General features: G+C 42.4%; 28 protein-coding genes and 1 pseudogene. 20 read left to right on the top strand and 9 right to left on the bottom strand.

The features are described from left to right. Window positions 1–229: 229 nt before the first annotated feature. Window positions 230–367, bottom strand: a pseudogene (locus tag DXB73_RS14860) (manganese catalase family protein); the annotation flags it as partial. An 81-nt stretch (window positions 368–448) separates the two neighbouring features. Here DXB73_RS14860 and DXB73_RS08085 point away from each other — a divergent pair. Beyond that, entirely contained in the window at window positions 449–691 is a 243-nt protein-coding gene (locus DXB73_RS08085) for a hypothetical protein (protein ID WP_118690741.1), read from the top strand. A 73-nt stretch (window positions 692–764) separates the two neighbouring features. After that, a complete protein-coding gene (locus DXB73_RS08080; RefSeq protein WP_118690740.1) occupies window positions 765–1,058 on the top strand; it encodes a hypothetical protein in 294 nt (97 codons plus the stop codon). A 203-nt stretch (window positions 1,059–1,261) separates the two neighbouring features. On the opposite strand, the gene DXB73_RS08075 is transcribed toward DXB73_RS08080, so the two are convergent. The 4 genes from DXB73_RS08075 to DXB73_RS08060 all read right to left on the bottom strand — a co-directional run bounded on the left by DXB73_RS08075 (window position 1,262) and on the right by DXB73_RS08060 (window position 3,201). Next, entirely contained in the window at window positions 1,262–1,468 is a 207-nt protein-coding gene (locus DXB73_RS08075) for a hypothetical protein (protein ID WP_118690739.1), read from the bottom strand. A 260-nt stretch (window positions 1,469–1,728) separates the two neighbouring features. Continuing rightward, complete coding sequence (locus tag DXB73_RS08070; protein ID WP_022024027.1) at window positions 1,729–2,334, bottom strand: manganese catalase family protein; 606 nt, start codon at window positions 2,332–2,334, stop codon at window positions 1,729–1,731. A gap of 91 nt (window positions 2,335–2,425) precedes the next feature. Next, window positions 2,426–3,046 carry a spore coat protein CotJB gene (locus DXB73_RS14855; RefSeq protein WP_243104707.1) on the bottom strand — a complete coding sequence of 207 codons (621 nt, stop codon included), beginning with the start codon at window positions 3,044–3,046 and terminating at the stop codon, window positions 2,426–2,428. Further along, entirely contained in the window at window positions 3,043–3,201 is a 159-nt protein-coding gene (locus tag DXB73_RS08060; RefSeq protein WP_243034647.1) for a spore coat associated protein CotJA, read from the bottom strand. The genes DXB73_RS14855 and DXB73_RS08060 overlap by 4 nt, the downstream gene beginning before the upstream one ends. Window positions 3,202–4,078: 877 nt before the next feature. Here DXB73_RS08060 and DXB73_RS08050 point away from each other — a divergent pair. The 8 genes from DXB73_RS08050 to coaBC all read left to right on the top strand — a co-directional run bounded on the left by DXB73_RS08050 (window position 4,079) and on the right by coaBC (window position 13,671). Further along, complete coding sequence (locus DXB73_RS08050) at window positions 4,079–5,929, top strand: DUF885 domain-containing protein (protein ID WP_118690737.1); 1,851 nt, start codon at window positions 4,079–4,081, stop codon at window positions 5,927–5,929. Window positions 5,930–6,059: 130 nt separating this feature from the next. Further along, a complete protein-coding gene (locus DXB73_RS08045; RefSeq protein WP_118690736.1) occupies window positions 6,060–7,004 on the top strand; it encodes a L,D-transpeptidase in 945 nt (314 codons plus the stop codon). A gap of 226 nt (window positions 7,005–7,230) precedes the next feature. Continuing rightward, window positions 7,231–8,835, top strand: a complete 1,605-nt coding sequence (pckA, locus tag DXB73_RS08040) for a phosphoenolpyruvate carboxykinase (ATP) (RefSeq protein WP_118690735.1) — start codon at window positions 7,231–7,233, stop codon at window positions 8,833–8,835. Between the two features lie 414 nt (window positions 8,836–9,249). Beyond that, window positions 9,250–10,146, top strand: coding sequence for a Rossmann-like and DUF2520 domain-containing protein (locus DXB73_RS08035; RefSeq protein WP_118690734.1), 897 nt, complete (start codon window positions 9,250–9,252; stop codon window positions 10,144–10,146). Continuing rightward, on the top strand, window positions 10,143–10,970 hold the full coding sequence (panB, locus tag DXB73_RS08030; RefSeq protein ID WP_022025998.1) for a 3-methyl-2-oxobutanoate hydroxymethyltransferase: 828 nt from the start codon (window positions 10,143–10,145) through the stop codon (window positions 10,968–10,970). The genes DXB73_RS08035 and panB overlap by 4 nt, the downstream gene beginning before the upstream one ends. Window positions 10,971–10,995: 25 nt before the next feature. Further along, a complete protein-coding gene (gene panC, locus DXB73_RS08025) occupies window positions 10,996–11,841 on the top strand; it encodes a pantoate--beta-alanine ligase (RefSeq protein WP_118506675.1) in 846 nt (281 codons plus the stop codon). An 82-nt stretch (window positions 11,842–11,923) separates the two neighbouring features. Next, window positions 11,924–12,316: an aspartate 1-decarboxylase gene (panD, locus tag DXB73_RS08020; RefSeq protein WP_118690733.1), complete on the top strand. Its 393-nt coding sequence runs from the start codon at window positions 11,924–11,926 to the stop codon at window positions 12,314–12,316. 170 nt (window positions 12,317–12,486) lie between these two features. Beyond that, entirely contained in the window at window positions 12,487–13,671 is a 1,185-nt protein-coding gene (gene coaBC, locus DXB73_RS08015; protein WP_118690732.1) for a bifunctional phosphopantothenoylcysteine decarboxylase/phosphopantothenate--cysteine ligase CoaBC, read from the top strand. A gap of 40 nt (window positions 13,672–13,711) precedes the next feature. Here coaBC and truA read toward each other — a convergent pair whose 3' ends face one another. Beyond that, the gene (gene truA / locus DXB73_RS08010) at window positions 13,712–14,587 is read right to left on the bottom strand and encodes a tRNA pseudouridine(38-40) synthase TruA (protein ID WP_182448267.1); all 876 of its coding nucleotides are present in this window, start codon (window positions 14,585–14,587) and stop codon (window positions 13,712–13,714) included. A gap of 342 nt (window positions 14,588–14,929) precedes the next feature. On the opposite strand from truA, the gene DXB73_RS08005 reads away from it, so the two are divergent. Together DXB73_RS08005 and DXB73_RS08000 are read left to right on the top strand one after the other, a co-directional pair. Next, window positions 14,930–15,100, top strand: coding sequence for a 4Fe-4S binding protein (locus DXB73_RS08005; protein WP_022026003.1), 171 nt, complete (start codon window positions 14,930–14,932; stop codon window positions 15,098–15,100). A 205-nt stretch (window positions 15,101–15,305) separates the two neighbouring features. Next, a complete protein-coding gene (locus DXB73_RS08000) occupies window positions 15,306–15,518 on the top strand; it encodes a DUF1858 domain-containing protein (protein ID WP_118506672.1) in 213 nt (70 codons plus the stop codon). A gap of 123 nt (window positions 15,519–15,641) precedes the next feature. Here DXB73_RS08000 and DXB73_RS07995 read toward each other — a convergent pair whose 3' ends face one another. Beyond that, a complete protein-coding gene (locus tag DXB73_RS07995; protein ID WP_118690730.1) occupies window positions 15,642–16,544 on the bottom strand; it encodes an adaptor protein MecA in 903 nt (300 codons plus the stop codon). 732 nt (window positions 16,545–17,276) lie between these two features. Between DXB73_RS07995 and DXB73_RS07990 the strand changes: the two genes are divergently transcribed. The 7 genes from DXB73_RS07990 (at window position 17,277) to DXB73_RS07960 (ending at window position 23,416) form a co-directional block, all read left to right on the top strand. Further along, window positions 17,277–17,510 carry a hypothetical protein gene (locus DXB73_RS07990; protein WP_118506670.1) on the top strand — a complete coding sequence of 78 codons (234 nt, stop codon included), beginning with the start codon at window positions 17,277–17,279 and terminating at the stop codon, window positions 17,508–17,510. Between the two features lie 199 nt (window positions 17,511–17,709). Next, complete coding sequence (locus DXB73_RS07985) at window positions 17,710–19,422, top strand: glycosyl hydrolase family 18 protein (RefSeq protein WP_118690729.1); 1,713 nt, start codon at window positions 17,710–17,712, stop codon at window positions 19,420–19,422. Window positions 19,423–19,505: 83 nt separating this feature from the next. Next, complete coding sequence (locus tag DXB73_RS07980; protein ID WP_182448268.1) at window positions 19,506–20,300, top strand: N-acetylmuramoyl-L-alanine amidase; 795 nt, start codon at window positions 19,506–19,508, stop codon at window positions 20,298–20,300. Continuing rightward, complete coding sequence (locus DXB73_RS07975) at window positions 20,254–21,309, top strand: L-threonylcarbamoyladenylate synthase (protein WP_118690727.1); 1,056 nt, start codon at window positions 20,254–20,256, stop codon at window positions 21,307–21,309. Before DXB73_RS07980 ends, DXB73_RS07975 begins: the two co-directional genes overlap by 47 nt. Window positions 21,310–21,324: 15 nt before the next feature. Then, window positions 21,325–21,798: a protein-tyrosine-phosphatase gene (locus tag DXB73_RS07970; RefSeq protein WP_022026010.1), complete on the top strand. Its 474-nt coding sequence runs from the start codon at window positions 21,325–21,327 to the stop codon at window positions 21,796–21,798. Next, window positions 21,782–22,210 carry a ribose 5-phosphate isomerase B gene (gene rpiB, locus DXB73_RS07965; RefSeq protein WP_022026011.1) on the top strand — a complete coding sequence of 143 codons (429 nt, stop codon included), beginning with the start codon at window positions 21,782–21,784 and terminating at the stop codon, window positions 22,208–22,210. Before DXB73_RS07970 ends, rpiB begins: the two co-directional genes overlap by 17 nt. Before the next feature lie 159 nt (window positions 22,211–22,369). After that, window positions 22,370–23,416 carry a branched-chain amino acid aminotransferase gene (locus tag DXB73_RS07960; RefSeq protein ID WP_279221302.1) on the top strand — a complete coding sequence of 349 codons (1,047 nt, stop codon included), beginning with the start codon at window positions 22,370–22,372 and terminating at the stop codon, window positions 23,414–23,416. 177 nt (window positions 23,417–23,593) lie between these two features. On the opposite strand, the gene DXB73_RS07955 is transcribed toward DXB73_RS07960, so the two are convergent. Continuing rightward, a complete protein-coding gene (locus DXB73_RS07955; RefSeq protein ID WP_182448269.1) occupies window positions 23,594–25,201 on the bottom strand; it encodes an SPOCS domain-containing protein in 1,608 nt (535 codons plus the stop codon). 199 nt (window positions 25,202–25,400) lie between these two features. Here DXB73_RS07955 and DXB73_RS07950 point away from each other — a divergent pair, with 199 nt between their 5' ends. Then, complete coding sequence (locus DXB73_RS07950; RefSeq protein ID WP_182448270.1) at window positions 25,401–25,853, top strand: GNAT family N-acetyltransferase; 453 nt, start codon at window positions 25,401–25,403, stop codon at window positions 25,851–25,853. Between the two features lie 78 nt (window positions 25,854–25,931). Here the strand turns inward: DXB73_RS07950 and DXB73_RS07945 are convergent, their stop codons facing one another. Further along, a complete protein-coding gene (locus tag DXB73_RS07945; protein WP_022026015.1) occupies window positions 25,932–26,108 on the bottom strand; it encodes a DUF4250 domain-containing protein in 177 nt (58 codons plus the stop codon). Between the last annotated feature and the right edge of the window lie 9 nt (window positions 26,109–26,117).

The following is a 26,117-nucleotide window of genomic DNA, read 5'->3' as shown; positions in this document are numbered from 1 at the left end:
TTTTCTTAGATATAAAATTATTTCATGTAAAAATCGACATATAATTCTAAAAAAATAATACTAAACTACACGATTTTTTTCTGTAAAATACCACTTAAATTGCTACAAAAAGGAGTCAAAATTTGCAATCAAAAAGCAGCGGTGATATAATGGCTTTGTTCAAAACGAAAATCTTCGCAAAGCCTTATTTTACGGGCGTTGAGACTATGGTTTCCACCGAGACATATATCCCGATGTCAGTCAACGTTCCGGCCGCAATGCGGTTTTCCATGGAATAACGCTGTGACAGATATCGCATGGAAGCACCAATTTCGCCGTCAGGACCACCGTACTCGGATAATAGCAATTGCCCCAAAATGCCTAAAATACGGCTATGCCAGCAGGGGTTGCGATTATAGGGACCATATATTTAATTTTTAAATATTGCAAATATGGCAAGGATATATTTTTGGGATTAGCATTTTCGTTTTTTGGTTTTTTTGTCAATGTGTTTATAAACACATTTTGCGGATATTGTGTCATGGTAATGGGTATGACCATGGTTGTATTGACATTGATGCAAATGGTATTCCATCACAAACAGGATGTTGAGCAGCCGACTGCATATCAGAAGTTATGTCGAGAAATGGACGAAGAGAGGGAAAATGAATATATGGACAGATTGGAGAACTGGTCAAAACTTGAAAAATAGCCAGGTGAAAATAGAAATATAAAGAAAAGCGATTAGGAGACTGTAAAAGGTCTCCTTTTAAGTGGGGGAATTTATGACAAATAAAGCAAAGATTGGGGCATCGATTGTATTAGATGGGGAAAAAGAGTTTAAAAGTGCAGTGACAGCGTGTAGTAAAAAATTAGCTACAATGAGATCTGAATTGGGTCTTGTTAAGGAAAAATATGCAGAGAATGCCAATAGTTTGACTGCTTTGCAAGATAAGCATAAGGTGCTGTCTAATATTTTGAATAGCTTAAGGCAAATCGTGAAGTACAGCAGAATGAAAAATATATGCATGAGGCGGAAAACGCTACTGATGCTAAAGTACGATACAAGGGAAAAGTAGGTCACGTAAACAAGAAGTTTATAGAATAAAAAGGTATAATAAAAAGGGCTTGCTACTGTCCGAGAGAGACTGGTGGTATCCTATACAAGTTTTGGCCATTCCTTTAACTTGTCACTTTCTTCTTTAAGTTTCTTCTCTTCCTCAGCAAAAAAATATACTATCTTAAACAATACTTGTCAATTTTAGTGTCTGGCTGGTGGTAGTTAATCCCAAATTATTTCAGGTTCAGGCATCTCTTCCGGAATCTTTGTTCCATATTTTTTAATTGTATAATCAAAGTCATCTTCGACACATTTTAACAGTTCTTCTGCATAGGCATCCTGATCAAAATCCATTGCAGACGGAAAATTTGGTGAATATTTAAAATGTTTTACAAACGTTATTCTTGCTTCTCTAAGTTTCTTTTTCATTTTACAATCTCCCTATAAGCATCATACAACTCTCGCGTATCCCAATTTACTGCCTGGCCACATATTGCTATTTTACCAATAAAATAATAACAATATGTGGATCGGCCAGTAACCTCCGATATGGGAAGTAGTTAGTAATTATAACATAATATTTTATCAATTTGTGGGTTGGAATGCAATGCCTTCAACCCAATGTAATTTTAGCATGATTTCTTATTGATCTGCGGGTTGGAATGCAATGCCTTCAACCCAATGTAATTTTAGCATGATTTCTTATCGATTTGTGGGTTGAAGGCATAGAAGTTGCGTGAGTCTCGTTCATCCTGTACTTTGCGGAGCGCTTCACCAAAGCGCTGAAAATGAACAATTTCACGTTCTCTTAAAAAGCGAATCGGATCTGCAATCTCTGGGTCCTTCACAAGACGGAGAATATTGTCGTAAGTTAAGCGTGCTTTTTGCTCAGCCGCCATATCTTCGTAAAGATCTGTGATCGTATCGCCGGTGCTCTGGAACTGGCTGGCACTGAAAGGCTCGCCGCTTGCGGCCTGTGGCCAAATGGCTAAGGTGTGATCGATATAATATTTGTCAAATCCAGAAGCCTTGATTTCTTCCGGAGTAAGATTCTTGGTTAATTGGCAGATGATGGTTGCAACCATCTCTAAGTGGGCCAATTCCTCGGTGCCGATGTCAGTCAACGTTCCGGCCGCAATGCGGTTTTCCATGGAATAACGCTGTGACAGATATCGCATGGAAGCACCAATTTCGCCGTCAGGACCACCATATTGACTTGCTATGATCATGGCAGCTTTTGGATCGCAGCGTGTGATTTTCACAGGATACTGCAGTCTCTTTTCATAATTCCACATAATTTAGTTTCCTTTCGAAGTTATAATTTAAGAAACGCAACAAAAAACGTTCTCATATATTCTTAAACTTGTGTTGCCCTTTAATGCCCGATTATTCCCAAGGCAAAGGCTCCTGTCCCCAGTCCCAAGTGCAGCCATCACCGGCGCAGTCAAGGACAAGAGGACCAAACTTGCGTGTATAAATATCCATGGCTGCTTTTCTTTTTTTCTTCATTTTTTGAAAATAATCCAATGCACAAGAATCCATAGGGTGTGTATCTAAGAACAGGCAGCAGTCATACATAGCGAAGCTGACTTCGTTAATTACTTTGAGAAGATCATCGCGACACAAATTCATAAGATTTTGTGAAAAATCCACAGATTCACAGCCACAGCCATTGTCCGGCCGGTTCATTTGGTTGCCACAGCCACAGCCATTGTTCGGCCGGTTCATTTGGTTGCCACAGCCACAGCCATTGTTCGGTCGATTCATTTGGTTGCCACAGCCACAGCCATTGTTCGGCTGATTCATTTGGTTGCCACAGCCATTGTTCGGCCGATTCATTTGATTGCTGCAGCCACAGCCATTGTTCGGTCGGTTCATTTGATTGCCACAGCCACAGCCATTGTTCGGTCGGTTCATTTGGTTGCCACAGCCACAGCCATTGTTCGGCCGATTCATCTGATTGCTGCGGCCACAGCCGTTCATCCCATTCATTTTATTTCCGTTCATGAGAGACCTCCTTTTTGACAGCGAAATCCTTTAGGGATGCAGCCGCAAAACGGCAGATCCAGTGGTGGAAAAATAGTTCCGCGTTGTAATGCTTTATCAGGACAATACGTCTGTCCCCATTCTTGGACAGGAACATAGCCAATACCTAGAGGCATGCCGCGTAAGGGATCAGTGTTCGGGCAGTCTGTACTAGGACGGGAGCAGGAATTACAGCAAACATTCATCTCACTTCTGTTATTCATTGCGAGTATCCTTTCTTTCTCTATTTATTGCCGGAATAATTTCCGTGCTAATTCATATATATGTACGTGGCGGTGAAATGTGATTCCCGGAATAATTTGAATGCTAATTCATATACATGTATTTAACTCGAACTTCACACGTCCATAGACGCTAACAGGCCACATATTGCTTATTATGTCGATAGCTATATCGCATTTTGCAGCCACTACCTGGTGGATTCCGCCATCAGGGAACTATAGCAATTGTCTTGCCGCATTTTCGTTTTAGGTGATTTCTAGATTTTGTTTATCTCTGATGTTTGATTTACATGCCTTACGGAAACTCGAAGTCCCGGAAGCAAGGTAATCATCATTTTTGAAAGGGACTTTGCGCTCGTCGTTACTTATGTCTCGTATTTCAGAGACATTAAGTAACGTGACGTAGCGCATCGTAGCGAAAGCGTCCCGTCTAAAAATCGATGATACCTTGCTAAACCGGGACATCTCAGACATTCCTTCAGGCATGTATTCATCAGAGACTAAACAAAATAAGAAATCACACAAAAACTTTGCGTTCTGCGGCAATTGTCTTAGCCCCCTGATGGCAGAACAATTTAGTTTGTTGGCTGCAAAATGGATGGCATATTATGGTCATAATAAGCAATATGTGGCCATACGGCAGTTTTTACTGTGTGAAGATGGAGCGCTTAATAATAACTTCTCAGACCCATATGTGGTTGTGAAAGTATTCCTGAGATGGAAAGTGTCAGAATTTTATAAATAGCAATATAAATGTGGGGGCATTCGGTAGATGGCAAAATATGTAGGAAGAAGCAAACAGCGGTTTTATACAAAAAAAACAGCGGCAAAGATTATGGTAAGCTGTTTTCTTGTCATTGTAGCATGTGGCACATTGTTGTGTTATGGCAGGCAGCAAAAGGGATGGAAAACATCGATTTATTCGATGGAGGATGACAATGTATTGTCGCATCCGAGCGTTCATGATTCGCGAAGCAAAAAGGAGGTTCGTGCAGATTTTGAACAGTTTTTGCAAGAGGTGTTTCGGGAAAATGTGACCAGTGATGGAATTACATTAAATTATACATTAAAAAATCCTACGGATTATGGGATAAAGAATGTGAAACCTGCGTTAGGGCATTATACGAAGGAGGCAATGCAAAATGCACGGATGCTGACAGAAAACGAACTGGCAGTTTTAGAGCGTTATGATTATGACAAGTTAAATGAAGAGCAGCAGTTGGCGTATGACGTTTTACATACGGTGTGGAAACAAGATCTGTCAGGGGATAATGTAGACGAATATCAGGAACCGTTGAGTCCAACAACAGGGACACAGACACAACTTCCGGTCATACTCACAGAGTACCATTTTTGGGACAAAGAGAGTGTTGATACCTATCTTCAACTGTTGCAGAAAATTCCGGATTATTTTGATGAAATTATTACATTTGAGCAACAAAGATCCAAAGAAGGTTTATTTATGAGCAAGCGCACGGCGCAAGATATTATAACGCAGTGCAAGGAATTTGTTGCACTGCCGGAGAAGAATTTTATGATCACGACTTTTCCGGAGAGACTGAGCGGTCTGACGCTTACGGCAGAGCAGAAAGCAGATTACGCAAAACGCAATCGTTCCGCGGTGCTGCAGAACGTGATCCCTGCTTATCAAAAGCTGATCAAAGCTTTGGAAGAATTGGCAGATACCGGCAAAAATCAGGCAGGTCTTTGTAATTTGCCGAAGGGAAAAGCATATTATCAGCATCTGGTTCGTTCAATGGTGGGAACTGATCGAAGTATGAAAAATATTTTAAAATTATTGGATCAAACGATTGAGGATAATAAAAATATAATGTCCGATTTGTTGGTCAAGGACGGTTCTATTTATGAGAAAGCGTTATCTGTAAAATACCCGGAAGAGGAGCCGGACAAAACGTTGCAGTATCTAAAGAAACAGATCAAGAAATCATTTCCTGATCTGCCGTCGGAAGTGTCTTGCCAAATGAAGTATGTTGACAAATCGTTAGAAGAACATATTAGTCCGGCATTTTATTTGACAACACCATTAGATGCATATCAGGACAATGTGATTTATTTGAACGGGAATGCAAAGTATGACCTTACGAAAGCGTTTACAACGATTGCACATGAAGGCTATCCGGGACATTTATATCAAAATTGTTTTTACCAGTCGCAGAATCCTTTGCCGGTGCGGAGCGTCGTGAACATCGGCGGTTACACAGAAGGATGGGGGACTTATGCGGAATTGTACAGTTATTCTCTGGCAGGTTTGACGAAAAATCTGGCAAGTTTTTTGAAAACAAATACGCTGCTTACGTTAGCGATTTATGCAAAGGTTGATCTGGAGGTTAATTATAATGGCTGGACAGAGGCGGAAGTGCGAGATTATCTGACGGATTTTGGCTATGACAAGACGGCCTGCCGGACGATATTTGATGCAGTTGTTGCTGAACCGGCGGGATATATGCAGTATACGCTCGGATATTTGGAGATTATTGATTTGCAGAAACAAGCGAAGGCGAAATGGGGCAAACAGTACAGCGACAAAAGATTTCACACATTTTTCCTGTCGTTGGGGGAGGTGCCTTTTGTGGTGGCAAGAGATCGTCTGGCTGCATCGTAAATATATAATACAGGTTTGGCGGTTGACCGGATAAAATTATATGACATTTGTGTTGTATGAAAAGATTAGAGATGATATGATAAAAACACTATTGATACAATAATGAGAGAAAAGTATAAGGAGAACTGATTTGAAAAAAGTATTTAAAAATAATCGAATTATAGTGGGATTGTGCGGTGTTTTACTGGCAGCAGGTGTCTGCATAGGAACAAACCATTATATGATTTCCGATAGTGCCGGCAGTGTGGCAGCAGAAAGTCAGAAGGCCGATCCATTAACTCGCCTTGCGGCCGCAGCTGAGCAGGATTTGGATATTCTTGAGGAGGAACAGGAATCTGACAATTCACCGGGCTGGCATACAGAGACGCAAGGCAGCAAAACTTATAAATACTATAATAACAGTGCAGGAAACCGTTTGAAGGGCTACCGCAAGATCAAAAAAGACTATTATTTCTTTAGCCAAAAGAGCGGTTATGCTGTATGTAATGGTTGGAAATATGTACGTATCAAAGGCAAAAAATATAAGTTGTATTTTGATAAGAAAGGCCGTCGGTCTGATCCAACCAAAAAGCTTGGCAGTAAAGCGCGTTATCAGATCAGAGTCAGCCTGCGGGATAATATGGTTACGATCTACGCAAAAGATGGTGCAAAGGGGTTCATCATTCCGGTCAAAGCAATGGTTTGTTCGGTGGGCATGAGCGGACACACAACGCGTAAGGGGACATATTCTTTGAGTCGTTCCGGACGGTGGCATGTGCTGCGTTACAATTCGAACGGCCAGTATGCGACCAGATATTCGGGTCCTTACATGTTCCATTCAGTAACCTATGATCGTTTGGGCAATCACTATTCTTTGCAAGCGGCAGAATACCGCAAGCTTGGCAAGGCGGCATCGCATGGATGTATTCGTCTGCAGGTGGAGGATGCCAAATGGATTTACGATCATGCACATCAGTCGATAACGACGATTCGAGATAAATTTTCCAAAGGACCATTTCAGAAACCAAAGGCAAAGAAGATCAAGAAGTCAAAGCGCGGCTACTACGATCCGACAGATCGAACCGTTGCCAAATAATTCATAAAAAAGGCAGATTGTCGATAAAGTTTCTCGTCAATTTGCCTTTTTTTGGATAAAATTTATTTTTTTAGTGCTTTTTCTTGACAAATCATGTATAATGGTTGCGATGGCTGAAAAAGGTCCACTGCAGGGACAGCGTGCAAATGCTTGATCTATGCGGGAAAGAGGCATGACAGCCGCAATGTTATCACACTATATTATAAGAAAAGGAGTTAGATTCAAGATGGCAGAAATTAATTTAACACAGTATGGAATCACTGGAACAACTGAAATTGTGCACAATCCTTCTTATGAGTTGTTATACGAGGAGGAGACTAAGGCAGATCTCACAGGCTATGAGAAGGGTCAGGAGAGTGAGCTTGGTGCAGTTAACGTAAAGACAGGTGTATATACAGGTCGTTCTCCTAAAGATAAGTACATCGTTATGGATGAGAACTCTAAAGACACTGTATGGTGGACTTCTGATGAGTATGCTAATGACAATCATCCGCTTTCTGAGGAGAATTGGGCAGTTTTGAAAGATCTTGCTAAGAAAGAGCTTTCTAATAAGAAACTTTATGTAGTAGATGCATTTTGTGGTGCTAACAAAGACACTCGCATGGCTATCCGTTTCATCGTTGAGGTTGCTTGGCAGGCTCATTTCGTAACAAACATGTTCATTAAGCCTTCCGCAGAAGAGCTTGAGAACTTCGAGCCGGATTTCGTTGTTTACAACGCTTCTAAGGCAAAAGTATCTAACTACAAAGAGCTTGGATTAAACTCTGAGACAGCAGTAGCATTTAACATCACAAGCCGTGAGCAGGTTATCATTAATACATGGTACGGCGGTGAGATGAAGAAGGGTATGTTCTCTATGATGAACTACTATCTCCCACTTAAGGGTATGGCTTCTATGCACTGCTCTGCTAATACAGACAAGGACGGCAAGAACACAGCAATCTTCTTCGGTTTGTCTGGAACAGGTAAGACTACACTTTCTACAGATCCTAAGCGTCTCTTGATCGGTGACGATGAGCATGGTTGGGATGACAACGGTGTATTCAACTTCGAGGGTGGCTGCTATGCTAAGGTTATTGACCTTGACAAAGAGTCCGAGCCGGATATTTACAATGCAATTAAGCGTGACGCTCTTCTTGAGAACGTTACTTTGGATGAGAATGGTAAGATTGATTTCGCAGATAAGAGCGTAACAGAGAATACTCGTGTATCTTATCCGATCGATCATATCCAGAATATCGTTCGTCCTATTTCTTCTGCACCAGCAGCTAAGAACGTTATCTTCCTTTCTGCAGATGCGTTCGGTGTACTTCCTCCGGTATCTATTTTGACACCTGAGCAGACACAGTACTATTTCTTGTCTGGATTTACAGCTAAGCTTGCAGGTACAGAGCGTGGAATCACAGAGCCAACTCCTACATTCTCCGCTTGCTTCGGACAGGCATTCTTGGAGCTGCATCCTACAAAGTATGCTGAAGAGCTTGTTAAGAAGATGAAGAAGAGTGGTGCTAAGGCATATCTTGTTAATACAGGATGGAATGGTACCGGTAAGCGTATCTCTATCAAGGATACTCGTGGAATCATTGATGCAATCCTTAGCGGAGACATTAACAAGGCTCCAACAAAGACAATTCCACACTTCAACTTCGAAGTTCCTACAGAGCTTCCGGGTGTTGACAGCGGAATCTTAGATCCTCGTGACACATATGCAGATGTTGCTGATTGGGAAGCTAAGGCTCAGGATCTTGCAGGCAGATTCGTGAAGAACTTCGCCAAGTACGAGGGTAATGAGGCTGGTAAGGCACTTGTTGCTGCAGGTCCTCAGAAATAATTTTGCTCCTTTCTGTGCAGATATTTTTCTATAATACAGGCCAACGGAACTGTTTTAGAACTGTTTCGTAATTGTAGAAAAAGGAATTGGTCTCTTCTATGAGGCTGGTTTTACATGTACTTAAAGCATTATTACGTAATGTAAGAGGCAGGGCGTAAGCCCTGCTTCTTACTTTTTTTAATGGTATAGGAAAATGCTCGTAGCGTAGAGGGATGCAGAGCAAAACATACCGGAGGCAGTTAACTTCTTTACAAAAAAAAGAGACTGTGCTATTATTTGTCTGATTGTGCGGTTGTATAATGAGGAAAGACGTTAAGTGATCTTTATGGCAATTACAATTGCACAAGGAATGAGCGGTATTCGAGAGAAACTGCATCAGAGACAAGTGCGTAGAGCATAGAAAGGTTTGATGATATGCGAATTGGTATTATTGGAGCAGGCCGTGTAGGCGTAACGATGGGAAAATACCTCGGTGACGCCGGTGTAGAAGTGACGGGCTTCTATAGTAAAACTACGCAGAGTGCTGTGCAAGCAGCAGAATTTACCGGTACAACGGTTTATAAATCATTGCAGGATATTGTAGAAGCGAGCGACACCCTGATGATCACGACGCCGGATGGCGTGATCAGTGAAGTATGGGATTGCATTGCAGGATACGATTTAACAGGTAAAATTTTGTGCCACTGTAGTGGCTCTTTGTCATCTAATGTATTTTCTGGAATTGAGCAGACCGGAGCTGTTGGTTGTTCGATTCATCCGATGTACGCGTTCAGCGATCGATTTACTTCCTATCAAAATTTTTCAACTGCTTATTTGGTGGCAGAGGGAATGCCGGCAGCATATGAACCACTGGCACAGATGTTTCGTGAATTAGGACATACCGTGCTTTATCTGCAGGCAGAGAACAAGGTAAAATATCATGCAGCGGCGGCGATGGTGAGCAATGATATGATTGCATTGTTTCAAACTGTGTTGGATCTGTTGGAACAGTGTGGTTTTGCACGAGAGGACAGCGTTGGATTGCTTCGTCCGCTTGTTATGGGTAATGTGTCCAATATGTTGGACAAGGGACCGGTAGCGGCTCTGACAGGACCGGTAGATCGTGGTGATACAGAAACGGTTCATAAACACTTAGACGCCTTGGCAGACAGCGAGGCGGGGGAAGTGTACCGAGTGCTTGGCAAAGTATTGGTTAAGATCGCAGAACAAAAATATAAGGGACGAGATGATACTGCCATGCGACAGCTTTTTGAGTTAAGTGATAGGAATCCGACTGAAGAGCAGCGGATATCCGGAAAGGACGAAACATGAAAAACACAGTAAGTACATTTCAGGCAGCAAAAGAAAAAGGTGAGAAATTAACGATGCTCACCGCATATGATTATTCCACCGCAAAATTAATGGATGAAGCAGGCATTAACGGTATTTTGGTGGGTGACTCTTTAGGGAATGTTATTCTTGGTTATGAGGATACGATTTCTGTGACGATGGAAGACATGATCCATCATGGAGCAGCCGTTGCAAGAGGAACCAAAGATACTATGGTTGTGGTTGACATGCCATTTATGTCGTACCAGACATCGGTTTACGATGCGGTTATGAATGCCGGCAGATTAATGAAAGAGGGTCGCGCAAACGCTGTAAAACTGGAAGGTGGAGCTGCTGTTGTAGAACAGATAAAGGCAATTACGGCAGCGGGTATCCCGGTTATGGGACACTTGGGACTGACACCGCAGTCTATTAATGCATTTGGCGGTAATAAAGTGCAGGGCAAGAGCGAAGAGGCAGCTAAAAAGCTGATCGAGGATGCTTTGGCTGTACAGGAAGCAGGTGCTTTTGCGGTTGTATTGGAATGCATTCCGGCGAAATTAGCTTCTATTATTACGAAGAAATTGACAATCCCGACGATCGGTATTGGTGCGGGTGCAGGATGTGACGGACAGATTTTGGTTTATCAGGATATGTTAGGTATGTTTTCAGATTATGTGCCGAAGTTCGTAAAGCGTTTTGCAGATGTCGGAAGCGTTATGAAAGAAGCATTTCAGGCGTATGGCGATGAAGTGAGAGCAGGAAGTTATCCGGCACAGGAGCATACGTTCCAGATCAGCGATGATGTTTTAGATAAATTGTATTAATTGAGAGCAGAAAGGACATGGGATCATGAAAATAGTAGAGACAATAGCGGAAGTCAGAGAGCAGGTAAAACAATGGCGTAAGGAGGGACTGACAGTGGGTCTTGTCCCAACAATGGGATATCTCCATGAAGGACACAAGAGTTTGATCGACCGTGCGGTTGCAGAAAATGATCGTGTCGTTGTCAGTGTATTTGTAAATCCAATGCAGTTTGGCCCATCAGAGGATTTGGAAAGCTATCCACGTGATATGGATCGTGATGCAGCACTTTGTGAAAAAGCAGGTGCAAGTCTTATTTTCCATCCAGATCCAAGCGAAATGTACCACAAGGATTTTTCTTCTTTTGTTGATATGACAACGCTGACGGGTGGTCTTTGTGGCAAAACAAGACCGATTCATTTCCGCGGTGTGTGTACGGTTGTGTCCAAATTGTTTAACATTGTTGTACCGGACAAAGCATATTTTGGGCAGAAGGATGCACAGCAGCTTGCAGTGATCCGTCATATGGTAAGTGATCTGAACTTTGGTATTGAGATTGTCGGCTGCCCGATCATTCGAGAAGAGGATGGATTGGCTAAGAGTTCTCGCAATACGTACTTAAGTGCACAGGAGCGTGAAGCAGCGCTGATCCTCAGCAAGTCTTTGGCAAAGGGTAAGGAAGCCCTAAAGGCGGGTGAGGCAGATGCAGCGAAGATCCGTCAGATCATTTTGGATGAGATTGCAACGGAACCTCTTGCAAAGGTTGATTATGTAGAAGTTGTTGACTGGAATACATTAGAGCCGGTAGAGACGGTTAAGGAGCCGGTTCTTGTGGCAATGGCTGTATATATTGGAAAGACACGTCTGATCGATAATTTTATTACGGAAAAGTAGCATTGAGGTGCAGGATACGACAGTAAAAATTATGCGGAGATTTTGAGAAAAACTTTGCAAAGCAAAAGAATGGAGGATTCTTATGGAACTTACGATGCTAAAAGGAAAGATTCACCGTGCGGTTGTAAAGCAGGCGGAACTGAATTACGTTGGTAGTATAACGATCGATCCGGAGCTGATGGATGCGGCTGGGATCTTAGAATATGAGATGGTACAGATTGTTGATGTAGAGAATGGCAATCGTTTTGAGACATATACGATCTGTGGTGAAGCCGGCAGTGGAATGATCTGCTTAAATGGTGCAGCAGCACGACAGGTTCAGGTGGGTGACCATGTGATCATTATGTGTTATGCATCAATGACCCCGGAAGAAGCCAAAACGCATCGGCCAAAGGTGGTCTTTGTGGATGAAGAAAATAAGATTCATCAAGTGTCGCGTTATGAGAAGCACGGAGAGCTTGGCCCGGTGCAGTAAGGTGGAATAACGAATTAGTTTGAAACGGTGCAGTAAGGCGGGATAACGAATTAGTTTGGCCCGGTGCAGTAAGGCGGGATAACGAATTAGCTTGGCCCGGTGCAATAAGGCAGAATAACGAATTAGTTTGAAACGATGTGGTAGACAGATATCGCATGGAGGAAAGAAAGATGCTTAAAGGAAAAACGGTGGTACTCGGTGTGACAGGGAGTATTGCAGCATATAAGATCGCAAATCTGGCAAGTATGCTTGTGAAGATGCATGCGCAGGTACACGTATTAATGACGAAGAATGCGACCAATTTTATTAATCCGATCACATTTGAGACATTGACAAGTACCAAATGTCTGGTTGATACATTTGACCGCAATTTTCAATATAGTGTAGAGCATGTCGCGCTGGCAAAACAGGCGGATGTGGTGTTGATCGCTCCGGCGTCTGCGAATGTTATTGGAAAGATTGCAGGCGGCATTGCGGATGACATGTTGACAACAACTGTCATGGCGTGCAAATGTAAAAAGATCATTGCTCCGGCGATGAATACCAACATGTACGAAAATCTAATCGTTCAAGATAATTTGGAGAAACTTCGTCATTATGGTTATGAAATTATTGCTCCGGCAGTTGGATATCTGGCTTGTAAAGATGTTGGGGCGGGTAAGCTCCCATCGGAAGAAGTTTTATTGGAATATATTTTACGTGAGATTCGCTTCGAAAAGGATCTGGAAGGCAAAAAAGTACTTGTTACTGCCGGTCCGACCGTCGAAGCAATTGATCCGGTACGCTTTATTTCTAATCGTTCCACAGGTAAAATGGGATATGCGCTTGCGAGAGTTGCTATGCAGCGAGGCGCGCAGGTGACACTTGTGTCCGGACCGGTTTCTTTAGAGCCGCCGCTCTTTGTAGATGTCGTTCCGGTAGAAAGCGCAGAAGACATGTTTCAGGCAGTTACTTCCCGCATGGCAGAGCAGGATATTATTATCAAAGCCGCTGCAGTGGCCGATTATACACCTGCTACTGTAGCAGACAATAAGATCAAAAAGACAGATGGGGAAGCAGCGATTGCACTTACACGCACGAAAGACATTTTGGGTTATTTGGGAGAACATCGCACAGAGAAACAGATCTTATGCGGATTTTCTATGGAAACAGAGAATATGTTGGAAAATTCCCGCAAAAAATTGGATAAAAAGCATTTGGACCTGGTTGTTGCGAACAACTTGAAAGTAGAAGGAGCCGGGTTTGGCGTTGATACAAATGTGGTGACCTTGATCACAAGAGAAGGAGCCCGCGAGCTGCCGAAAATGACAAAAGAGGAAGTCGCAGGCGCCATCTTAGATACATTAGTTGAGTAGTGCCAGCAGATGCTATCTTGGATGCATTTGCTGAGAACGGCTAATAAGTAACATTCATAAGAAATAATCCTTGTGGAGGGGCAGTGAAACCGGCTGCCTCTCTTTTTTGTGCCTGTAGAATGGCAGGGATATCTTCAGGACTTTTTAGCCCAATGCCAACTTCTAACAGAGTGCCGGTCAGAATGCGTACCATATGATACAAAAAGCCATTCCCATAAAAGTCAAGTATCATTTTGTTATTTTCATTTCGAATGGTCAGATTCGTAATTGTACGGACGGTTGACTTCTTCATACGCTTATTATCGCAAAAACTTTTGAAATCGTGTTCGCCGCACAACAGGGCAGCGGCTTTCTGCATTGCTTTCAAATCGTATATTATTTGAGGCGGCATTGTGTTGTTGGATGCCACATTGTTTCTTTCAGACGGTCTTGAAATATCCGTGTTGACAGAACTATCGCCAAATGTGGCGAATAAGTGACCGGTTTGTCTGCATAATTTATAGAAATAGTCCGTATCTGCAAAGCGAGTCATGTATTTTCGCTCAAACACTTCAGCGGCAGAGCCGTTGTCAATTTGGTAACAGTAGTGTTTCTGCTTAGCATTGAGGCGTGCGTGAAATCGTGGATCCACCTGTGTCACGCTTGTGATCCGAACGTCTAGCGGTAAATATTGGTTAAGCGCTACCATGATCTGTGGACACGATAAGGTAGCAGATGTTTTGAAATTGGCCACCTGACATAGGGCATGGACGCCGGCATCCGTGCGGCCGGATCCATGGATCTCAATGTCTTCTTTCAGCCATTTTTGCAATACGTTTTCAATTTTACCTTGGATCGTATCAGCAGTATTGCCCTGCTTTTGCCAACCGCTGTAGCGTGTGCCATCATATTGTATTGTTAATTTATAATTGTTCATTGAAGTCCTCATTTCTATTTATGGTATATGTGGTTATTATCATATAATGTTCTTTCCGGAAAAACAAGCAGCAGCTTCAAATGTGTAAAGTTTGAATTAATGATAAAAAATATCAATAAATCATCTTGACAAATTAACGGAGTTAGTTGCAACTACTTGCCGAGCGCTATCGAAAACACGCGCTTTTTTAAAAGCTTAAATAAGATATTGGGCGTAAACGTACGTTTGGTAAGTTGCGTCTAACCCAGTAAAACAGGGCGTTTGGAGAATTTTGGGGGTTGCCATTTTAGATGAATTGTATTAAAATTAAGCCATACTTAAATCAAAAGGAGGTACTTTATAATGGCATATGTTATTAGTGATGATTGCGTAAGCTGTGGAGCTTGTGCAGGTGGATGCCCTGTAGGAGCAATTTCTGAGGGTGAGGCTCATTATGAAATTGATGCAGATAGCTGCATTTCTTGTGGAGCTTGTGCAGGAACATGCCCATCCGGAGCAATTTCTGAGGCTTAATTTATGGTTGAAACAACTATAAACAAAATTAGCAGCCAGTTTGTTGATGAATGACAGACTGACTGCTTTTTTTCGTTATGAATCAGTAATAAAAAATTACAGCTTGTTTTTATAGAAAGAGAGTGTTATAATCGGTGCGTACTTAAGCGAACGGCAGTCATTCTGCCTGTATCGCTGAATATATCATATAATGGAGGTAATAAATATGGCAGCAACAATTAATAAAGATATGATAATCGCAGATATGCTTAAAATTGATCCGGGCATTGCAGCAATTCTTATGGCATCAGGAATGCACTGCATCGGATGTCCTTCTGCACAGGGAGAGACATTGGATGAAGCGGCTATGGTTCATGGCATGAACGCAGATGAGCTTGTTGTAAATGTAAATGAGTATCTGGCCAAGAAAGAGGCATAATAGAACTGTTTTTATAGTAAACAATCATAAAAAAGCCATTGCTTTGATAGGTTGCCCGAAAGATTGACATTGGGGCAGTCGCTTATCAGTTAAGCAATGGCTTTTGATGTTTATATCCGTCATTTAGAGGGTGCCAAGAACTTGAACAGCGCGGTCGGCGATCAAAACTTCACAATGTTCTGCGAGAAACTGCGGAGCAGCATGATTGTTCGGACAAGGTGTACCGTACTCGGCTGCAACAGCTTCAGCTCTGGCAAAGCGGGCAAGGTCATAAATCCCTCTATGCAAAATGATATAATATTTACCCGAAGAGGTGGAGCGGTAAGCTGTATTAGGTCCATTATAAAAGTTGCGTAAATGCTCGCACATTTCGACCAGTTTCTCGAGAGAGGAGAATGAGAATATACGGGTAATATCTACAAGTGCCTCATTAACATCTACATCTGGTTCCATAGGGTGTTCCAAATTGATGTCGGGTTTGTTCTTGTCGGCAGTGGCTTTGTTGTCCTTCGATTCTTTTTGCACATTACCATGGAAAAGCTGATCCAGGACGGCATCTGCTTTGCCATGACCGGGCCATTTTGTTTGAGAATTAACTTTATTGAGCATTTGCTCAATATTCATATCCTCTGCGGAATCCGGTCCATCGATATCAAAGTCATCTGCATCAAACTCTTCGTCATCGTTAATGATTACAAAATCATCTGTCGAGGAATCATCCAAATAATGCTCTGACGGATCGTCAGTAAAGTTTGAAAAGCGGGTATCCAATTCATCGGGATCTTCCACTTTGGTGATCAACAAAATAAGTGCATCCGGAAGCATTGGAATTGCTTCTATCATTAATGGAATATCATCTGCCTCAAATCCAAATTCGTAGGACGCTTGCTGCATCATATCTCGAAAAAGAGCCCGAGCTTTTTCGGTTCCGTATGCCAATTCGCTAATGCGGATTTCGCGGTCCTTTAAATCTTTTTGATACAACGTACAACGGATCTGATGTTCATTGATTTTTTCAATTCGCATAGGCTCACTTCCCTTCGTCAATAATTAATATTAAGCCTTATAAAAAGCTAGAATATGCGGTCGGGATGAGTTGTCATACCGACCTATGTTCTTTATATATTCAGTATAAAATAATACTGAAAAGAAGTCAAACGATAGGAAAGTCTGCTATCGGATCAAAGCTGCTTTGTCTATGTACTTAAAATGGAATGAAATATGCTAATTATAGATTTCGTCAGTTTGAACAAAAGCATACGTGGAGAATATTCTCAATTTCTCCAAATATTTTGAAATCTATTTAAAATCTATCAAAAAAAACAAAAAGTTGGTAAATACTAACAAAGTTTAGAGGTTGTTTTCTAATGTCAATTTGTCGATTTGGTATTGCCAGAATGTTTGCAGGGAGCATATAATGCCCTCAGAGAAACGAACCCGATGTGTAGGAGGTGATGATGTTTCGTTAAAAGGACGGATATGATACTTTTGTTTCAAACACTGTGTCTCGCATAATAGCAGTGTATTCTGAAATAACCAAAAGGTTCCGATTGCGGCGTATGATAGGGATTCGATTCTCAGTGATTCAAGTATGGTTTATATGGAAATTGTGATTTTCATATGAGCGATTTGAGCCCTGTGGTTTATGATTTATGAACTGCAGGAGCATGGGTGAGCAGTATGAAAGATTGACATGTCACAATATACAACCAATGTTCAGAAAAGTCGTACTGTCATCGAGCAAAGGGGGATAAGCAATTGGAGAGAAAATCAACAGGTCTGCGGGAGACAATGTATTCTTGGGTGATTTCCGAAATATCTGATGCAGAGCGCGTTGGTGTGCCGGTGCGGGTAGACGGTGTGCTCTATTCGACGAGGGATGCCAGAGTGCTGCATCAGGTCATGGAGGATCATTATTACATGAAGAGTTATGTTGGCGATGAAGCAGGCAAAATATGTGAGATTGATTTTGATCATATTACGGAATTTTGAGTAAAACCGTTTATTGGCAGGATGGCTGATAACGGGAATGTATGTCTGTGCGAAACTTCGCACACAACCTTTTTCGGAGAGACGTCAAGGCCCCGATGTCTCTCCGATATTTCAGTTTGCCCGATAGAGGGAAAAGTGGTATACTAAAACAGAGTATTGTTGTATGACTAGTACGATTAAGAAATGAGGGCTTTGACGAATGAAGAACAAGAAGAGGATTACCATTGGAGTAGTGGTTGTGCTTTTGGCTTTGGCAGCAATCCTTGCAGTGATCATGCTTAAGAAATTTGCACCAAACAAAACGCACATGAGTCTGACAAAGTATTTTCAGGTGACCGATCAGGGGATGATGCCGGTTGTGCTGGAAGATGATATATGTGGACTAAAAGCTATCGAGAAAGATGGTCATATTTATGTAGATAGAGAATTTGTGACAGAGAAGTTAAATCATCGTTTTTATTGGGATGCCAATGAAAATATGCTGTTATATACAACTTCGACCAAGCTGATCTCCGCTGCATTAAACAGTAAAGATTGTTATATTAATAATAAAAGCCGTGATAGCAAGGATTATACAATTGCTGTAGCACAGGACAATGTTGTTTATGTGGCTTTGGACTATGTTAAGCAGTACACGGCGATGGATTATAAACAATACAAAAAGCCAAATCGTATTGTGATCCACACGGTATACAATAAGGATATAAGCTATGCGGATGCGAAGGATGATGTGCAGATCCGCAATAAACAGAGCATTAAGAGTCCGATCCTGCAAGATGTAAAGTCGGGACAGAAGCTTCGTGTTCTTGCCGGTGAAAATAAGGACACAGGATTTATGAAAGTGATGTCTGAGTCCGGTGTGATAGGATACGTACAGGCTAAGAAGATGAAGGAAACCTATAAGAAACAGTCAGAAACAACGTTTCGTGAAGAGTCCTATAGCCATATCCTAATGGATAAGCAGGTGAATTTAGTGTGGCATCAGGTGACGAATCAGTCAGCTAATGGAAGATTATCCGGTTTATTATCTGCAACAAAAGGTGTGAATGTCGTGGCGCCTACTTGGTTTGAGACGTCGGATAATGATGGCAATGTTACATCACTGGCTTCCGATTCTTATGTGCAGACGGCACATCAGGCTGGTGTACAGGTATGGGCACTGTGCAGTGATTTTGGCCCTAAGATGAAGATTGGCAAAGTGCTGGGTACAACGAGCAAACGTCAAAAATTAGTCAAGAATCTGATTGCCGAGGCAATACGATACGACCTTGACGGAATTAACATTGATTTTGAGAACGTTAAAAAGGATTCCGGCGAGGATTTTATACAGTTTGTAAGGGAACTTGGAATTATGTGCCGCAATAATGGAGTTGTTTTGTCTATAGACAATTACCCGCCGGCGGGAGGAATTTCGGCATATTATAATCGCAAAGAGCAGGCAGAGGTTGCTGACTATGTAATTACGATGTCATACGATGAGCATTATGCCGGCAGTAAGGAAGCCGGTCCGGTTTCTTCGATCAGTTATGTGACGAATTCCATACAGGAAGTAGGTGAGGAAGTCCCTGCAGAGCAGATGGTTATAGCATTGCCGTTCTATTCCAGACATTGGAAAGAGAAGACAAAGGGTGGGAAAGCAAAGTTATCATCCGAGGCGTGCTCTATGAAAGGTGCGCAGACTGTGCTTAAGGATTCTGGCAAAAAGGCAACTTGGGATGATGCAACAGGAATGAATTATGTAGAATATACAGAGAGCGGAACGGTTCATAAAATTTGGATCGAGGATGCGAAATCGTTGGAACTTAAGATGAAAGCGGTATCGGATGCGAATCTGGGTGGAGTTGCCTTTTGGAAACTGGGATTGGAAGATGCCTCTGTGTGGAATATGATTGAGAAGTATGTGAAACATTAATTGGGATTCCTATCATTAGTATGTTTTTTGCTTCATAGATATGTATAGAATAATGGCGGAGGATGCCACAATGTGGCCTGCGTATGAATAATGTATCTTTTTTGAAGCAATGGGGGAAGAAATACGGAATTGGAATTATTGTTGGTTTGTTAATGTCTGTTGGTTTTTTGGTGATGGATGCAGATCGGTGGATCAGTGTGCATACATTGAATCAAAAAACAGCAAAATACACTGTTGTGATCGATAGTGGTCACGGAGGAGTAGATCCGGGTAAGATTGGCGTTGATGGTGTATACGAAAAGGATATCAATCTGGCAATAGCAAAACAATTGCAAAAGGTATTGGAACGCAATGACTGTCAGGTGATAATGACACGTGAGGCGGATCAGGGATTATATGAGGAATCTGATACGAATAAGAAACGCGCAGATATGGCGAAACGTGTCAGCATTATGAATGGGTGCGATGCGGATGTTGTTGTCAGTATTCATCAAAACAGCTATACAGATGCGACGTCGAGAGGGGCGCAGGTGTTTTACCAGGCAACCTCTGAAAGCGGCAAACAGTTGGCCGCTAAGATCCAAGAAACGTTGAAACGAGATGTAGCACCCGATAATCGCAGACAGATCAAGGCAAATGCGGATTATTATCTGCTGAAAAATACAACGAGCACAATGGTAATTGTGGAATGTGGTTTTTTGTCGAATCTGCAGGAAGCAAAGCAGTTACAGGAAGCAGAGTATCAGAAAAAGGTTGCACAGGCAATTGGAATGGGGGTATTGTATTATTTAGGGGAATCTGGGGAAACTAAGCAAAGAAAAGAGGATTCAAATGGAGACGAAAATACTGCAGGTCAATCCGGAGCAGTTTGGCGATGAGGAGTTGCAGGAGGCATGTCAGGTACTTCGGAACGATGGCTTGGTGGCGTTTCCGACAGAGACGGTATATGGTCTTGGAGGAAATGCATTACATAAAGAAGCTGCTAATCATATATACGCGGCCAAGGGAAGACCGTCCGACAACCCATTGATCGTACATATCTCAGAGGTAAAAAGTTTATATGAACTGGCGGCGGATGTCCCGGAAGCGGCCAAAAAGCTTTCGGAAGCATTCTGGCCGGGACCGCTTACGATGATTCTGCCAAAAGCAGATATTGTGCCTAAATCAACAACAGGTGGTTTGGATACGGTTGCAATACGAATGCCATCGCACCCAATTGCTAAAGAATTGATTCGGCAGTCTGGAGTATATATAGCAGCACCGAGTGCAAATCTATCCGGCAGACCGAGTCCGACCAAGGCAGAGCACGTTATCGAGGATTTGTCGGGGCGTATTGATATGATTATTGACGGCGGAGAAGTGGGAATTGGTTTGGAGTCAACGATCGTGGATCTGACAGGGAATGTGCCAATGGTGCTTAGACCTGGTTATATTACATTGGAGATGCTTCGAGAAGTATTGGGAAATGTAGAAGTTGATCCGGCAGTGCTCAGCCGAGAAGTTAAGCCGGGGATTGTAGCAAAGGCGCCGGGAATGAAATATCGACATTATGCGCCGAAAGGTCAATTGACGATTGTAGAGGGAGAAACAAAACAGGTCGTTGCGTCTATCTTACAGATGGTACATGATAAACAAAAGGAGGGATACAAGGTAGCAGTGATCGCTGCACAGGAGACAGCGAACTGTTATCCAAGTGGCATTGTTTATAGCATTGGTTCTAGAAAATGTGAGGGATCTATTGCTGCGGGGTTATATGACATATTGAGAGAAATGGATCATTTGGGGGCTGAGTATATCTTTGCAGAAAGTTTTGAGGATGATAATTTGGGACAGGCTATTATGAACCGGATGCTCAAAGCTGCTGGGTATCACATAGTTGAGGCGTGAAAGGAGCGTAACACGATGAGACCATATGACAAAATATTTTTTGTATGCACATCCAACACGTTGCTAAGTCCCATCGCAGAAGGGATCTACCGTTCGGAGGCGGCTGTTTATATGCCGGAGCCATATTCGAGAGGACTGGTTGTATTATTTGAGGAGCCGATCAGCCCAAAGGTAAATCTTTTGCTTAGTAAGCATGAGATGACGCCGGGAAATCATTCACAGTCAATGCAATTGCAGAAAGAAGAGTTAACTGATAAAACATTGATCCTAACAATGACATTTCCGGAGAAGGTACAATTTTTGGAAACGTATGGAGATGGTTATGCGGTTTATACTTTGGGGGAATTTGCCGGAGTAGAGACGGATGTGTCAGATCCGTACGGAGCGGAAGAGGAAGCATATGAAAAATGCTTTGAAGAGATTGAGGAGAGAATCAGACTTACAATACACCGATTGGAGGAGGAAGAAAAAGATGATAGCATTGGGTAGTGATCATGGCGGATACAGCTTGAAACAGGAAGTGAAAGCATATCTGGAAGGAAAAGGAATTCCGTATAAAGACTATGGTTGTCTGGATGAGTCGCCATGCGATTATCCGGTTTATGCCAAGGCAGTGGCAAAGGCAATAGTAGATGGAGAATGTGACAAGGGCATTTTGATCTGTGGTACAGGTATTGGGATTTCTATCGCTGCGAATAAGGTAAAAGGTATTCGTGCGGCAGTTTGTCATGATACATTTAGCGCACAGGCAACGAGAGAACATAATGACGCCAATATTCTTGCTATGGGGGCACGAGTGGTTGGACCGGGTCTTGCATTAAAGATCGTTGATACGTTTTTGAATACTGAATTTTCGGGAGAAGAAAGACATGTAAATCGTATTCGTCAGATAGAAGATTAAAGAATCCTTTGTTAAGAGTATTCGACGGATAAGGGATTCGCGAAATTATAGAAATAGTATACTTGTATACTTTGTCTTGACACTCTGAGAATCAAGGCGTAAAATGAAGTTCAAATAATGTATTTCGATTGAGGCAGACGCAGTTTGTCTGAAACGGATATTAGGAAAGGAAGTAATAATATGGCAAAGAAAGACATTGATTGGAACAATCTTGGATTTGGTTATGTAAAGACAGATAAGCGTTATGTATCCAACTTCAAGAATGGCGCATGGGATGATGGTGCCTTGATTGAGGATGACCAGATCACCATGAGCGAGTGTGCCTGTGTATTGCAGTATGCGCAGACAGTATTTGAAGGATTAAAGGCATACACAACAGAGGACGGTCATATCGTGTGCTTTCGCCCTGACTTAAATGCGCAACGTTTAGCACAGTCTGCAGCAAGACTTGAGATGCCGGTATTCCCGGAGGATCGTTTTGTGGAGGCTATTGCTAAAGTAGTTGAGGCAAATATAGATTATGTACCACCATATGGATCTGGAGCAACCTTGTACATCCGTCCATATATGTTTGGTAGTGATGCTGTTATCGGTGTAAAACCGGCGAGTGAATATCAGTTTCGTGTATTCACGACTCCTGTAGGACCATACTTTAAGGGTGGCGCAAAGCCAATTACTATCCGTGTTTCGGATTTTGACCGTGCAGCACCTCATGGAACAGGTAATATCAAAGCTGGTCTGAACTATGCAATGAGCTTGCATGCAATTGTAGATGCGCATAAGAATGGCTTTGATGAGAATATGTATTTGGATCCTGGTACACGTACTAAGGTCGAAGAGACCGGTGGAGCTAACATTCTTTTTGTAACCAAAGATAATAAATTAGTTGTACCAAAATCAGATAGTATTCTTCCATCTATTACAAGACGTTCATTGGTAACAGTGGCTAAGGATTATCTTGGATTAGAGGTTGAGGAGAGAGAAGTTCTTTTTGAAGAAGTGAAAGACTTTGCAGAATGTGGACTTTGTGGTACAGCAGCCGTTATTTCTCCGGTTGGAAAGATTGTTGATCATGGTAACGAGATATGCATGCCAAGTGGTATGGATGAGATGGGACCGATCATGACAAAATTACGTGAAACATTGACTGGTATCCAGATGGGTCATATTGAAGCACCAGAAGGATGGATCAAGGTTATCAAGTAATAAATACATAAAAAGTGATAGGGGCCAATGGATTCATTCTGTTTCTGTTATGTGAGCAGAGACAGAATGTGATCCGTTGGCCTTTTGTTGTTTTGTGTCATGCTGATATAGCGTGATCCGTTGACTCTTTATTATTCTGAGATATGCTGATAGGCTTTCAAGTTATGTTTCGCAACACTAAAGAATACCGTCTGTTTGCTTTAAGAGGATCAGTTTGTCACCGGGAGTGACAGCATCAGACTCTAATTCATTGATTGTGCGAATGTCATTTGTGGTGGTGCGGAACAGTTTGGCAATATCCCATAGTGTATCGCCGGTTTGTACTACATAACAAACTAATCCCGGCATTTGTTGAAAGGTTTCCATGTCAATTTCATGCTCTTCGATGTCAGTCACAACATCGTTACAGCATTCAGTAAAGACGAGAACACAGAGATTTAATACAAGTTTAGCTTCCAGTTCTTCACGGTCGAGCATGAGTACATTGATACTGCTGATGTCGGTCTGCAGTTCGTAATCATCTTCCGGAGAAATGCCGCGTACTTCAATGGTATGTTGAAAAGGAATGCTTGCCTGCAATACGTTTAGCGGATGCAGATCATCTTCGGTGATATATAGGATATCCAGTTCTACTGCACCTTCGATAGAGATACCATCCGTGACAATGGTTTGTTCATCAATTTGGATCGTTCCGGTAGCGTTGCATATTTGCAAAATGTTGTCCTTTTCGGGATTGACTTTGATGTGGTCCGAAACACGTACTGCACTCTGATTTTTGAGCAATAATTGTTTGGCATGCGAATTGCTCTTAGTCAAACGAAGATCACAGGAGGTGGAGTAGGCGTCCTGCAAGCAGTCGAAATGTTCTTCTTCATAGAACTTGATATCCAGCAGCAAAGAAAGTTCTACATCAAAGATGCGCATTTCGCCGTCTTCATCGCTGCGGCATTCCAGTGATTTTTTGCCGGGAACAATTTCAATATCAGCAACCATATCTTCGTGGCAGCCACTACAAGAGACGATGCCGTCAAATGGCAATTCAGTTTCAAAATATTCCAAATTGCGCTCATCATCTTCGGGGGTGTATAAAACAAATATCAGAAGATCGCCGGTGATCCGGATACCGTCATCAACGAGCCTTGTTGCAAGACCCTGCGTGGATAGCTCATAGTACAATACATTTTCGCAACTTGGTTTTCCCTTCGGCAGCGAGGTTTCATCTTTGATCCGAAACAGATCTTTTTGGTGGGAGGTCATTGTGGTAACGGACATAGGTGCCAGTTGTTGTTCAACACCGGCCGGCGGGGTGGGATCGCCCATCTCTGCCTGCACTGCATCGTCCGAAACAATGCCGGTTCCGATGGCGAGTATGTGTTCCTCTTCCTGGCAGCAATGAAGACTTAGGATTGCACGAACGCTGATCTTGCGCGAGTTGATGAGACTGGCTCGGCAGTCCTCCAAATCATAATGACAGTGAACTTCCTGATCTGGGTTGGCGTTCTCTAAATTGATGCTTTCCTCAAAAGGAATCTGTCCCTGCATAGTATGTATTTGGCGAAAATCCACGTCGCTTAAATAAAGGAGGGAGAAGCTTAATTGACCGCGAATAATGGCGCGATCTGTCTCAGCTGAGGTTTCTTGTACATGGATCTCCCCCTGGATTTTAATGATGTGTTCAATATCGGGCTTGCTGTCAGGTACATTAATGTCATCCTCGAGCGTCAACTGCATATCGCTGTGACAATTTTTCAGACTGGTGCGGATTTGCCTGGTCATGAGTTTCATAGGTGCTTTCTCCCTTTCCTGCATTGAAATCAATTTGCGTCCGCAGAACACTGTTTTGCGGCAAGTGTCTTATGCGGAAACTATTACTATTCTCATTGTATGCATCCGGAGTGTAAAATAGACAATATATTTGGGGACTTGTGAAAAGATTATGATTGCGATACACTGTAGGCATGAGTATACAGAAAAGAGGATGACTATGAAATCTACAATTACATTTACAAATAATATCACGGTAGAAAATTATAATGCACTGCGTGCGGCAGTTGACTGGATACAAGTCACAGAAAAACGTGCATCTATTGCATTGCAGCACTCTTTTTATTTGTGTGTTGCGATGGATGGAGAACGTCCTGTAGGAATGGCACGTATTGTCAGTGATGGTGGATATACATATTTTATTACGGATGTCATTGTGCATCCGGACTATCAAGGGTATCATATTGGGACAGAACTGATCGGCAGAGTGTTGGATTACATTCAGAAAGATGTGATGGACGGTGAAACGGTTATGGTCAGCCTGATGGCAGCATATAAAAGGGACAGCTTTTACCACCGCTTCGGGTTTCATAGCCGTCCCTTTGGAAATCACGGATCAGGAATGTCCATGTGGGTTTCACGCGACATTTCCGGTAAGATCATTACTGCGTAATGCTTGCTTATGACAAGTCCGCTACTGCCTAATGTTTGCGCATAGTAATGGCATGCTCCACTATTGCCGGACGATTTATTATACAAATTGATTCCTAGCAGGATCATATTGATAATCAATTCCGGCAAGTGTTTTGCACAAGGTTTCCTGCTCAATACTCAGGGACTTGCACATTTCCTCCAAAGAGGGATAGAAGTCCCTAAGCTGGGTGTTGACGTAACTGAGTAATATCATTGGATCATTTGGTAGTGCCATAGTTTCGTT

Origin of the sequence: Clostridium sp. OM05-6BH (genome assembly GCF_003481635.1) — a bacterium.
In the GTDB taxonomy this organism is placed as follows: Bacteria; Bacillota; Clostridia; order Lachnospirales; family Lachnospiraceae; genus Butyribacter.
The sequence above is the reverse complement of the archived record's forward strand: the minus strand, read 5'-3'. Positions and strand labels throughout refer to the sequence as shown.

Excerpts from the sequence above, each read along its gene's own strand:
- DXB73_RS08080 (WP_118690740.1), top strand. The coding sequence starts at position 765 with ATGACAAATAAAGCAAAGATTGGGGCATCGATTGTATTAGATGGGGAA.
- DXB73_RS08075 (WP_118690739.1), bottom strand. The coding sequence starts at position 1,468 with ATGAAAAAGAAACTTAGAGAAGCAAGAATAACGTTTGTAAAACATTTT.
- DXB73_RS08070 (WP_022024027.1), bottom strand. The coding sequence starts at position 2,334 with ATGTGGAATTATGAAAAGAGACTGCAGTATCCTGTGAAAATCACACGC.
- DXB73_RS14855 (WP_243104707.1), bottom strand. The coding sequence starts at position 3,046 with ATGAACGGAAATAAAATGAATGGGATGAACGGCTGTGGCCGCAGCAAT.
- DXB73_RS08060 (WP_243034647.1), bottom strand. The coding sequence starts at position 3,201 with ATGCCTCTAGGTATTGGCTATGTTCCTGTCCAAGAATGGGGACAGACG.
- DXB73_RS08050 (WP_118690737.1), top strand. The coding sequence starts at position 4,079 with ATGGCAAAATATGTAGGAAGAAGCAAACAGCGGTTTTATACAAAAAAA.
- pckA (WP_118690735.1), top strand. The coding sequence starts at position 7,231 with ATGGCAGAAATTAATTTAACACAGTATGGAATCACTGGAACAACTGAA.
- DXB73_RS08035 (WP_118690734.1), top strand. The coding sequence starts at position 9,250 with ATGCGAATTGGTATTATTGGAGCAGGCCGTGTAGGCGTAACGATGGGA.
- panB (WP_022025998.1), top strand. The coding sequence starts at position 10,143 with ATGAAAAACACAGTAAGTACATTTCAGGCAGCAAAAGAAAAAGGTGAG.
- panC (WP_118506675.1), top strand. The coding sequence starts at position 10,996 with ATGAAAATAGTAGAGACAATAGCGGAAGTCAGAGAGCAGGTAAAACAA.
- panD (WP_118690733.1), top strand. The coding sequence starts at position 11,924 with ATGGAACTTACGATGCTAAAAGGAAAGATTCACCGTGCGGTTGTAAAG.
- coaBC (WP_118690732.1), top strand. The coding sequence starts at position 12,487 with ATGCTTAAAGGAAAAACGGTGGTACTCGGTGTGACAGGGAGTATTGCA.
- truA (WP_182448267.1), bottom strand. The coding sequence starts at position 14,587 with ATGAACAATTATAAATTAACAATACAATATGATGGCACACGCTACAGC.
- DXB73_RS08005 (WP_022026003.1), top strand. The coding sequence starts at position 14,930 with ATGGCATATGTTATTAGTGATGATTGCGTAAGCTGTGGAGCTTGTGCA.
- DXB73_RS08000 (WP_118506672.1), top strand. The coding sequence starts at position 15,306 with ATGGCAGCAACAATTAATAAAGATATGATAATCGCAGATATGCTTAAA.
- DXB73_RS07995 (WP_118690730.1), bottom strand. The coding sequence starts at position 16,544 with ATGCGAATTGAAAAAATCAATGAACATCAGATCCGTTGTACGTTGTAT.
- DXB73_RS07985 (WP_118690729.1), top strand. The coding sequence starts at position 17,710 with ATGAAGAACAAGAAGAGGATTACCATTGGAGTAGTGGTTGTGCTTTTG.
- DXB73_RS07980 (WP_182448268.1), top strand. The coding sequence starts at position 19,506 with ATGAATAATGTATCTTTTTTGAAGCAATGGGGGAAGAAATACGGAATT.
- DXB73_RS07975 (WP_118690727.1), top strand. The coding sequence starts at position 20,254 with ATGGAGACGAAAATACTGCAGGTCAATCCGGAGCAGTTTGGCGATGAG.
- DXB73_RS07970 (WP_022026010.1), top strand. The coding sequence starts at position 21,325 with ATGAGACCATATGACAAAATATTTTTTGTATGCACATCCAACACGTTG.
- rpiB (WP_022026011.1), top strand. The coding sequence starts at position 21,782 with ATGATAGCATTGGGTAGTGATCATGGCGGATACAGCTTGAAACAGGAA.
- DXB73_RS07955 (WP_182448269.1), bottom strand. The coding sequence starts at position 25,201 with ATGAAACTCATGACCAGGCAAATCCGCACCAGTCTGAAAAATTGTCAC.
- DXB73_RS07950 (WP_182448270.1), top strand. The coding sequence starts at position 25,401 with ATGAAATCTACAATTACATTTACAAATAATATCACGGTAGAAAATTAT.
- DXB73_RS07945 (WP_022026015.1), bottom strand. The coding sequence starts at position 26,108 with ATGGCACTACCAAATGATCCAATGATATTACTCAGTTACGTCAACACC.